The organism is Robiginitalea sp. (genome assembly GCF_049588695.1).
GTDB lineage: Bacteria > Bacteroidota > Bacteroidia > Flavobacteriales > Flavobacteriaceae > Robiginitalea.
On record NZ_JBAVZJ010000630.1, the window covers coordinates 1 to 9,412 of the forward strand.

Consider the following 9,412-nt stretch of genomic DNA (forward strand, 5'->3'; position numbering starts at 1 on the left):
CTATTTGCGATGGTAAAGAGGTACATATTATCGGAATCATGGAGCACATTGAGCCCTGCGGAATACACTCCGGAGATTCCAATGCGACCTTGCCACCATTTAATCTGGGCGAATTCGTCCTGCAACAAATCAAGGATCACACCCATAAGATCGCCCTTGCGCTCAATACAGTGGGGCTCATAAATATACAATTTGCGATCAAAGGAGATCAGGTCTATATTATCGAAGCCAACCCCCGGGCCTCCCGAACGGTTCCTTTTATCGCCAAAGCCTATGGGGAACCCTATGTGAACTACGCTACCAAAATCATGCTCGGGGAGAAGAAGCTTTCTGATTTTAAATTTAACCCGTCCCTCGAAGGTTTTGCGATCAAGCAACCCGTCTTTAGCTTTAATAAGTTTCCCAGGGTGAATAAAAACCTGGGTCCGGAAATGAAGAGTACCGGGGAGAGTATCTTATTTATCAAAAGCCTTAAAGACGATGAATTCTATAACCTGTATTCCCGGAGGAAAATGTACCTGAGTAAATAAGGTGTGGATCCCGTTTTTATGGATGGGAAGCAGGACGCATCGCCTTGTTTTACCATTCGGTATGGAAAGTCCCGTCCCGATCGGTCCTCTGATAGGTGTGGGAGCCGAAATAATCTCGTTGGGCCTGAATGAGGTTCATAGGCAGTCTACCCGTGGTAAATGCGTCAAAATAGCTCAAAGATGCGGACAGGGCCGGCATCGGAATCCCATTACTTATAGCGTGCTGAAGTACGATACGGGCGGCCGGGACACAATTGGAAACCCGGTCGACAAAGTCCCCGGATAACAACAAATGGGGCAATCCGGGTGCTGAACGAAATGCCGAGGCGATATCGTCCAGCACCCGGGCACGTATGATACAGCCTGCCCTCCATATCTCACTGATGGTCGCCAGATTGAGGTTATACCCATATTCGTCAGAGGCCTCAGAGAGTTGGTGCAGCCCCTGGGCATAGGTCATGACAAAGGCAAAATACAACGCAGGCTCGCATACCTCTTCCAGCTCCGCTTTATCCACTAAAGTTCGCTTGGGCTTTTCGTACATCCTGTCGGCTGTCTCCCGGTTGGCTTTTAAGGCAGACATAGCGCGCATACTCACCGATGTATCGATAGTTGGGACGGGTATTCCCAAATCCATCCCATTTTGGGAAGTCCATTTTCCAGTCCCTTTTTGCTTGGCTTTATCGAGGATTTTATCGATCAGGTCCCCGCTATCCAGGGGGTCTTTTTGACTAAAAATAACCGAAGAGATCTCTATGAGGAACGACTGCAGGCGACCCTGGTTCCAAAGGCCAAAAACCTCACTGAGGTCTGCATTCGTAAACCCGCCCAGTTCCGCCAGAAGTTGATAGAATTCCCCGGTGAGTTGCATCAGTCCGTATTCGATACCATTGTGAACCATCTTTACATAGTTCCCTGCCGACCCGGGGCCGAGGTATGCAACACAGGGCACGCCTTTATACCGGGCGGCAACGGCTTCAAAAATGGGTTGAATTTCAGGGTAGATTTCCGCGGCACCCCCGGGCATGATGCTCGGGCCCTTTCGCGCACCTTCGGCACCTCCTGAAACTCCGGCACCCATAAAAAATATACCTTTTGATTTTAAGTACGCTTCCCGGCGGTCCGTATCCTGAAAATGGGAATTACCCCCGTCAATCAGCAGATCCCCTTCTTCCAGTTTTGGAAGCAGATCTTCGATCACCTGATCGACAATCCTTCCTGCAGGCACCAGTAACATTATCTTTCGGGGTCTGGACAGGGCGGAAACAAATTCATTTAAGTCACTTGTGGCAGCTGTTTTTCCAACAGAGGCGCCTTCTTTTCGAAGGGCTTCTGCCTTTTCGGGCATCAGGTCATATCCCTGGGCGCTAAAACCGTTTTCTGCCACATTGAGGATAAAATTCCTACCCATTACCCCAAGACCGACAAGTCCGAATTCATATGTATTCTCTGTATGCATGGCTCGTTATTTTAAGGTTTGTACCCTTCTGCAACCTGATTTTTCACCCCGGTAAATAAGTTCTATATTCGTACGGGATTCTTCAAAAATAGGGGAAATATTCAACTTAAACAGGGCATTCCCAGGACAGCTGTATCTACCCTTATCGCTGTGCTGTGAACCGAGGACAGTTTGCACAATGGATAAAACATCACCTCAACTTCTCATCATATTCGGAGCCTCGGGAGACCTCACGGAACGAAAACTGATGCCGGCACTCTTTAACCTGTATCAGGAAGAACACCTTCCCAAAAGGTTTGCGGTATTGGGAATCAGTCGAAGTGATGCGGATGACGCTTCTTTCCGTGAAGAGGTTGTACTTAAAAACAAGCACATTCCTGAAACCATTAAAAACCACGGACTGCGAAAGTCTTTTGCAGAGTTGGTTTTTTATCACGACCTCGGGGATTCCTACGACATGGATTATTCTGCCCTGCGGGGACGGATAGAGGAATTGAACCGCGATCAGCAAACGGAAGGAAATCTAATATTCTATTTCTCCACCCCACCTTCGTTGTATGAGACTATTGCGCGAAACCTCAATACGGCAGGCCTTACGAAAGAAAATGGCGGATGGACACGCCTTATTGTCGAGAAGCCCTTTGGCTATGACCTGGCATCAGCGCATCAGCTTAATCTCAACCTCCAAAAGTACTTCCAGGAATCCCAGATTTACAGGATTGACCATTATTTGGGAAAAGAAACCGTACAGAACCTTCTGGTCACCCGTTTTGCCAATAGTATTTTTGAGCCCCTTTGGAACCGGAACTACATTCATCACGTAGAAATCACCAACGCTGAAAGTGTGGGGGTGGAAAACCGGGGAGGGTACTACGATTCCTCGGGTGCCCTCAGGGATATGTTTCAAAATCACCTGTTGCAGATCGTCTCACTGGTAGTTATGGAACCGCCCATCGGATCGGAACCTGAGGAAATTCGAAATGAAAAAGTTAAGGCTTTGAAATCTTTGCGGATTATGAAAGATCCGGATATCCTCAGTAAAAATACCATTCGGGGCCAGTACCTGGCAGGGGAGTGCAATGGGGAATCGGTTGTGGGATACAGGCAGGAGAAAGGGGTAGATGCGAATTCGAAAACGGAGACCTATGCGGCCATTAAATTTTTCGTGGATAACTGGCGCTGGGCCGATGTACCTTTTTATGTGCGGACGGCAAAGCGTATGCCGACCAAGGTCACGGAAGTTGTGATTCACTTTAAAACACCCCACCACCAAATTTTCAAGAATTCACTCGTTCAGAACAAGGACAATAAATTGATTATCCGCATTCAGCCCAACGAAGGGATACTCGTTAAATTTGGAGTAAAGGTTCCGGGCCAGGGCTTTGAAGTGGAACGTGCAAATCTGGATTTTTACTACTCAGATTTGGCGGATCAGAAAATAATGGAGGCTTATGAGCGGTTGTTACTCGATGCCATGCAGGGAGATGCCACGCTATATGCCCGGGCAGATGAGGTTGAGGCTGCCTGGGAATTTGTGGATCCGATCGTTGAATACTGGCAGACGGATCCGCATGCTGTTACCTTTGGATATTCAGCAGGGGTGTGGGGGCCGAAGAATGCAGATGACCTTATTGAAGGGAACTACTACTGGCGGAATCCCGGAGAACATCTGACAGATGATCCCGGTTTTTGTGTAATTACATAAAGGAGTGATGTTTGAAATTTACGATACAAAGGCAGAAGTAGCCCGGGCTTTGTCCGGGTATTTGGAGGGGTGGAGCGCGGAAGAAGGGTTTCGCAGTATCGCCTTATCAGGAGGAAGTACCCCCCGGGTTTGGTTCGATCTCCTGGCCGATGAATATAAGAATCGTTTGCCCTGGCAAGAGCTCATGCTTTTCTGGGGGGATGAGCGGTGTGTGCCCCCCGGGGACGCCCAGAGCAATTACGGGATGACCCGAAAGCATTTGTTGGATAATGTGCCAGTGGAGCCCTCCCATGTTTTCAGAATCCGTGGGGAAAATCCTCCCGCCGGGGAAGCCCAAAGGTATTCCATGGTCCTTAAGGAGGCACTTCCGGAAAATCGCGGGATTCCCCAATTAGACCTCGTGATACTCGGGATGGGGGACGACGGTCATACGGCTTCTATTTTTCCGCATGAGATGGAATTATGGGGCTCCGAGTCCCTATGTGAAGTAGCCACCCATCCTGAAAGCGGTCAAAAGCGCATCAGTTTAACCGGGCAGATTATCAATAATGCGAAACAAGTGGTTTTCCTGGTCACAGGGGCCAATAAAGCTGCACCTCTGGCCGAAATAAGAAACAGCAGTGCTGCGAGTACGCTGTTCCCTGCCGCTCATGTCGCCCCCTCTAGCGGACGGCTGTTATGGCTGCTCGATAAGGCCGCCGCCTCGGAAAGAGCCCTTTGAAAAATAAGTTCTCAGGGAGAATTGCCTCCGAATTTATTCGAGTGTGGCGAAGCCTTAACTTCAACACTGGTGATATAATATTTGGTCTCACCCCACCATGGGAAGGTTGCAAAGCGTTCTTCGTAGTTGACCTTGACATACTGACCTTCAGCAGCTTTCATTGATTCGATAACCTCCTGGTCACGGTCCAGAATAGAGAAACTGAAAATCTGGGCGCCAGAAATCCCCTGGCTGATCTCGCCTTCCCAGGTTTTAAAGATCACGCCTTTCCGGCTGAATTTGATAAGCTCCCCGGAGCGTACCCCCTCACTGTAGGTGACGTAATACAGAAATACAAAAAGTCCGGCGATCAAAAGCCCGAGGACTCCCAAAACTTTGAAAAGAATACTTTTAAACATACATGTGCAATTTGGTTATAGATCTAATTTTTCGGAACCCGGAAGATTCGCTTCTTCGGCTCGTTTAAGGATGGTTTCCGGCAGGGATTTTTTGGTTTTTGCCCCCATTTTTTTCAACTTCTCAATGCGGCCGATAATGTTGCCCCTTCCGGTAACGAGTTTGTTCATCGCCCCACTGTATTCATTTTTGGCTTCATCCATACGTTTCCCCACCTGGGTTAGGTCTGTGACCAACCCTTCAAATTTATCGTAAAGCGCGCCGGCCTGCCGGGCAATTTCAATGGCGTTACGCCTTTGTTTTTCGTTGCTCCACATACTGTCGATAGTGCGCAAAGTCGCCAGGAGCGTCGATGGGGTGACAATAACGATGTTGTGTTCAAAAGCCTTGTTATAAAGATCGGGTTCTGTATTGATAGCGATGGTAAATGCAGTTTCAATAGGCACGAACATCAGGACAAAATCCGGACTTTCAATTTCGTAAATATCTTCGTATTTCTTTGCAGAAAGTTGCTCCACATGCCTTTTAAGGGAATTCAGGTGCTCTTTCAGATTGCTATCCCGCTGCGTTTCCTCAGCGTTAACATATCGCTCGTAATGCGTCAGGGATACTTTGGAGTCCACGATCATCTTGTTCCCGTTCGGCAGGTGAATGATCACGTCGGGGAGGGATCGACTCCCGTCTTCCCGCCGAAAACTCTGCTGTACCGAATATTCGCGATCTTTCTCCAGGCCCGATTTTTCAAGGACGCGCTCCAGAACCAGTTCCCCCCAGTTCCCCTGCATTTTACTTTCCCCTTTAAGGGCCCGGGTGAGGTTTTCAGCTTCCTGGGTGATTTTTAAATTTTGATTCTGCAATGTCATCAGTTGCTCTTTGAGCGCCTGGTGGATCCCGTAATTTTCTTTCCGGGTTTCCTCTACTTTTTTCTCAAACAGTTGTATTTTATCGTGTAGGGGAGTAAGGATGTTGCGTATATTTTTCTGGTTCTGTTCCGTGAATTTAGAACTCTTTTCCTCGAGGATCTTGTTGGCCAGGTTTTCAAACTCTTTGGTAAACGTATCCTGGAGTTTGAGGATTTCCTTCTTCTGCTCGTTTTGTTTTTCCTGCAGGTGACCTACTTCTGCTTCTTTTCGGATTAACTCCTGTCCTAATAATTCTTTCTCAGTCTGCAGGCGCTGCATATCCTCCTTAAGGGCGTGAAGTTCACCGCCTACCTGCTCCAGATTCTTTCCCAATTGTTCTTCACGCGCCTGCGCGCTGCTCTCCAGGGCCTGGTTTTTCAGGCGGAGAATATACCCACCGGCTAAAAACCCTATCCCCAGGCAAAGAAGTGCAAGGACAACCTGCATCCATAATTCCATCAGCCACTCAATTTATATTAGTAAATATAGGAAGAAGCCCCAAGATATAAAGGAAGGCCCATACATTACTTATTAACCTTAAACATTCCGTGCGTACGATCAAAATGAATTGTATCGATTGGAAACAAAGTGTCAAACCCACCGGATTCAATAAGGTTGCAAGGGCTTCCAAATTGGGAAACGTCCTCAGAGAGGATCAGAATGTGATCGCAAAGTTGAATGGCGAGGTCAATTTCGTGGGTTGAAAATAAAATGGTCTTCCCGGCCATCCGGGTCACTTCCTTGAGCAATTTGAGAATTTTGACCTTGTGATAGAGGTCCAGGTGTGTGGTCGGCTCGTCCAGTAACATCAGGGCCGTATCCTGGGAGAGCGCACGCGCAATAAGTGCACGTTGCAGCTGCCCATCGCTCAGGGTATGGCAGGGCTGCTGCCTTATCTCGTCTAATTCCATTTGCTCCAGGGCATAGGCTACACGGCTGCGATCTTCTGCACTGAGTTGTCCGATCCAATTGGTATAGGGGTGCCTTCCCAGGACTACCAGTTCATATACCGATAGATTTTTGGAAGCAATAGGTTCGGTAAGTACCACACTCAGGTTCCGGGCGCGATCGGCCGGGGGCATGTCCCGGATGGGAGTTCCTTTTAGCAAGACCTCACCGGTGAGCGCTGTATGCATTCCTGAAAGTGTTCGCAACAAGGTAGATTTTCCCGACCCGTTGATGCCCACAAGGGCACTCAGGCTTCCGGGGGGCAGGGCAAAGTTCAAGGGAGGCGTCAGGCGTTTTTTACGACTCTTCCCCCGGTACCCGATCTCCAGTGCTTTTGCCTCTAAGGGATAAATCAAGTCTGAATTCATGTCAATGCAGTCGGCTTAAAGGTCTTCCGAACCTGTGCTAAAATAAGGGGAACCCGCATAAAAACCTAAATCCGACAGGAGGTTCTGCTTTAGAAAAGTATTCGTTTGCGGCGTAAAAGCAGCCATATGACGACCGGAGCACCCACAAGGGAGGTTATGGCATTGATGGGTAAAACGTAGGCCGAGAATGGAAGCTGGGCAATCACATCACAGACCAACATTAAGATCCCCCCGTAGAGCAAGACGCCCGGAAGCAGAATACGGTGGTCCTGGGTACCGAGCAACTGCCGGGCCAGATGGGGTACTGCCAACCCTATAAAAGCAATTGGGCCCGCAAAGGCGGTGATTCCCCCGGCCAGCAAGCCTGTGGCGAGAATGATCCAATTCCGGCTTCTTTTGGTGGAGATGCCCATGGAGACGGCATAGTTCTCCCCTAACAGGAAGGCGTTGAGGGCTTTCAGAAGACCTATACTAATACCAATTCCTGCGAGTACAAAAATGGAGAGCAACCCCACCTGTGACCAGCTCAGGTTCCCGATGCTCCCATAGGACCAGAATATATACTTCTGAAGTTGTTCTGCCTGCGAAAAATAGGAGAGTACAGTAACCAGGGCGGCGGTGATACTCCCAAACATCAACCCGACAATAAGCAAGGCCATGGAATCTTTCAACCGGGTGGCGACTACAAGAACTGTGATTAGTACCAGGAAACTCCCCAGACCACTGGCCACAATTAGTGACAGATCGCTGGTGAGATACCCGGCGCCCAGACCGCCGAGGAGGGAAACTCCCATAATAAGCAATGCTGCCCCGAGGCTCGCTCCTGAACTTACCCCAAGGACAAAGGGTCCGGCCAGGGGGTTCCTGAATAGCGTCTGCATCAACAAGCCACTCAGGGATAGTCCTCCACCGATCAGGATCGCGGTCAGGGCCTTGGGAAGACGGTAATTCCAAATGATATACTGCCAGGATTCGCGATCCGTCTGTCCTCCGAACAGGGAGCTGAAAATTTCTTCTATCGGAATGGGAACAGAACCCAGGCTCAGGTTTGCCCCAAAAGCAGCCAGTAACAGCAGTACCAACCCACCAAAGATGTAGGTGTTTTTTTTATGCTTCATGGCTCCAGGGGTTTGAAAAAGACGGGGTCATACCCTTTGAGCAGGCCCGGATGAAACCAATACACGAGGTCTTTAAGAATCAGGTCCGGCCGGCTTGGGCCCAGTTCATAATACAGGAGTCCTCCTGAGGGCCCCTGGCTTAGGGCATAGGTGTAAATCCGTTTCTCCCGGAAGGCCTTGAATTGGCTGTAGTGGGCTTCGGCCTGCTGCATTTCCCCGTAAGAGGTAAACTGGGAGGGGGCGATCCACAGATCGGCATTCGAACCCTTTGCCAGAACGCTTTCCAAACTGAGTGAAAGGCTACCGCTTTCGGGGTTACCTTCCCAAAGGTACTGCGCATTGGCATCTTTTATGAATTGGGCGGCCCAACTGGATCCTCCCGGGAGGTACCAGATATCGCGATAGAGGGAGCCACTGAGGACGGTAGGCCTTTCCAAGGCTTTGGCTGCCAGTTCCCGGGCTTCCAAATAGGCCTTTTCAACCTGGCGGAAGGCCTTTTCAGCCGCGTTCTTTTCGGCAAAAAGCAGACCGAAAAAAACAATCCACTCCGCTTTCCCTAAAGGATTTTCCTCCATCCAGTCGCCATTGTACACCACGGGAATACCCGAAGCTTCCAGGGTCGTATAGGCACTGGGCGCTCCGGAAACCCCGAATCCAACTACAACATCGGGATTCAGGGCTAAAGCCAATTCGGTGTTCAGAGTTTCATTGACTCCTAATTCTACAACTTTTCCCGAATCAATGTGGTCGCGAACCCCTGTGGAAGAAATATACTCCAGCCCCGGAAAACCGACCAGGCGTTCTTCCAGTTCCAGAATTTCCAGAGCGGGGATATGAGTGGTCGAGGTGAGGATCAAGCGTTTTACCGGGATGCCGATGATACCATCCACGGAATCGATTAGATGTTTATGGCTGTTGAGTTTTGCCCGCGGAACAAGTGCATATCGAAAGGTTTTTGCGGCGCCCGGCCAGGGACTTTTAATATTTAAATATTGAATACCGGATTGCATTTCTTCTACATAGAAACCCCTTGCATAATCGGGCTTCCAGGTCCGGAGGGTCTGGTCCTGCTCCTTGATTTGTTTTTGTTCAGGATTCCCCCTGCAACTTATTAAAATAAGGGTGATCAGGCTTAAGACACAACCAATTCTCATTCGGTTTTATTCAGAGCTCAAAAGTAATTTTTAATTCCCCGGATTCAAAAGCCAGATAAAGATCTTTATCTTAGCCGCGGATTATGGTTGTCTGTTAGATAAGATATAATG

8 protein-coding genes and 1 pseudogene are annotated in these 9,412 nt (G+C 49.1%); 3 read left to right on the top strand and 6 right to left on the bottom strand.

What is annotated here, in order from left to right; all coding sequences use genetic code 11:
• A pseudogene (locus WBV75_RS14370) lies at positions 1-530 on the top strand (carbamoyl-phosphate synthase large subunit); the annotation flags it as partial.
• A gap of 49 nt (positions 531-579) precedes the next feature.
• On the opposite strand, the gene gndA reads toward WBV75_RS14370, so the two are convergent.
• Entirely contained in the window at positions 580-1,989 is a 1,410-nt protein-coding gene (gndA, locus tag WBV75_RS14375; RefSeq protein ID WP_424121272.1) for an NADP-dependent phosphogluconate dehydrogenase, read from the bottom strand.
• A gap of 178 nt (positions 1,990-2,167) precedes the next feature.
• Between gndA and zwf the strand changes: the two genes are divergently transcribed.
• Both zwf and pgl read left to right on the top strand, forming a co-directional pair.
• Positions 2,168-3,694, top strand: coding sequence for a glucose-6-phosphate dehydrogenase (zwf, locus tag WBV75_RS14380; protein WP_424121273.1), 1,527 nt, complete (start codon positions 2,168-2,170; stop codon positions 3,692-3,694).
• 7 nt (positions 3,695-3,701) lie between these two features.
• Complete coding sequence (pgl, locus tag WBV75_RS14385) at positions 3,702-4,415, top strand: 6-phosphogluconolactonase (protein ID WP_424121274.1); 714 nt, start codon at positions 3,702-3,704, stop codon at positions 4,413-4,415.
• 11 nt (positions 4,416-4,426) lie between these two features.
• Here pgl and WBV75_RS14390 read toward each other — a convergent pair whose 3' ends face one another.
• The 5 genes from WBV75_RS14390 to WBV75_RS14410 all read right to left on the bottom strand — a co-directional run bounded on the left by WBV75_RS14390 (position 4,427) and on the right by WBV75_RS14410 (position 9,301).
• Positions 4,427-4,813: a 6-phosphogluconate dehydrogenase gene (locus WBV75_RS14390; RefSeq protein ID WP_424121275.1), complete on the bottom strand. Its 387-nt coding sequence runs from the start codon at positions 4,811-4,813 to the stop codon at positions 4,427-4,429.
• Between the two features lie 15 nt (positions 4,814-4,828).
• Positions 4,829-6,172: a DNA recombination protein RmuC gene (rmuC, locus tag WBV75_RS14395; protein ID WP_424121276.1), complete on the bottom strand. Its 1,344-nt coding sequence runs from the start codon at positions 6,170-6,172 to the stop codon at positions 4,829-4,831.
• 65 nt (positions 6,173-6,237) lie between these two features.
• Complete coding sequence (locus WBV75_RS14400; protein ID WP_424121277.1) at positions 6,238-7,029, bottom strand: ABC transporter ATP-binding protein; 792 nt, start codon at positions 7,027-7,029, stop codon at positions 6,238-6,240.
• An 89-nt stretch (positions 7,030-7,118) separates the two neighbouring features.
• On the bottom strand, positions 7,119-8,147 hold the full coding sequence (locus WBV75_RS14405) for an iron chelate uptake ABC transporter family permease subunit (RefSeq protein ID WP_424121278.1): 1,029 nt from the start codon (positions 8,145-8,147) through the stop codon (positions 7,119-7,121).
• Positions 8,144-9,301, bottom strand: a complete 1,158-nt coding sequence (locus WBV75_RS14410) for an ABC transporter substrate-binding protein (RefSeq protein WP_424121279.1) — start codon at positions 9,299-9,301, stop codon at positions 8,144-8,146. The genes WBV75_RS14405 and WBV75_RS14410 overlap by 4 nt, the downstream gene beginning before the upstream one ends.
• Positions 9,302-9,412 lie beyond the last annotated feature (111 nt).

Excerpts from the sequence above, each read along its gene's own strand:
- gndA (WP_424121272.1), bottom strand. The coding sequence starts at position 1,989 with ATGCATACAGAGAATACATATGAATTCGGACTTGTCGGTCTTGGGGTA.
- WBV75_RS14400 (WP_424121277.1), bottom strand. The coding sequence starts at position 7,029 with ATGAATTCAGACTTGATTTATCCCTTAGAGGCAAAAGCACTGGAGATC.
- WBV75_RS14390 (WP_424121275.1), bottom strand. The coding sequence starts at position 4,813 with ATGTTTAAAAGTATTCTTTTCAAAGTTTTGGGAGTCCTCGGGCTTTTG.
- rmuC (WP_424121276.1), bottom strand. The coding sequence starts at position 6,172 with ATGGAATTATGGATGCAGGTTGTCCTTGCACTTCTTTGCCTGGGGATA.
- WBV75_RS14405 (WP_424121278.1), bottom strand. The coding sequence starts at position 8,147 with ATGAAGCATAAAAAAAACACCTACATCTTTGGTGGGTTGGTACTGCTG.
- WBV75_RS14410 (WP_424121279.1), bottom strand. The coding sequence starts at position 9,301 with ATGAGAATTGGTTGTGTCTTAAGCCTGATCACCCTTATTTTAATAAGT.
- zwf (WP_424121273.1), top strand. The coding sequence starts at position 2,168 with ATGGATAAAACATCACCTCAACTTCTCATCATATTCGGAGCCTCGGGA.
- pgl (WP_424121274.1), top strand. The coding sequence starts at position 3,702 with ATGTTTGAAATTTACGATACAAAGGCAGAAGTAGCCCGGGCTTTGTCC.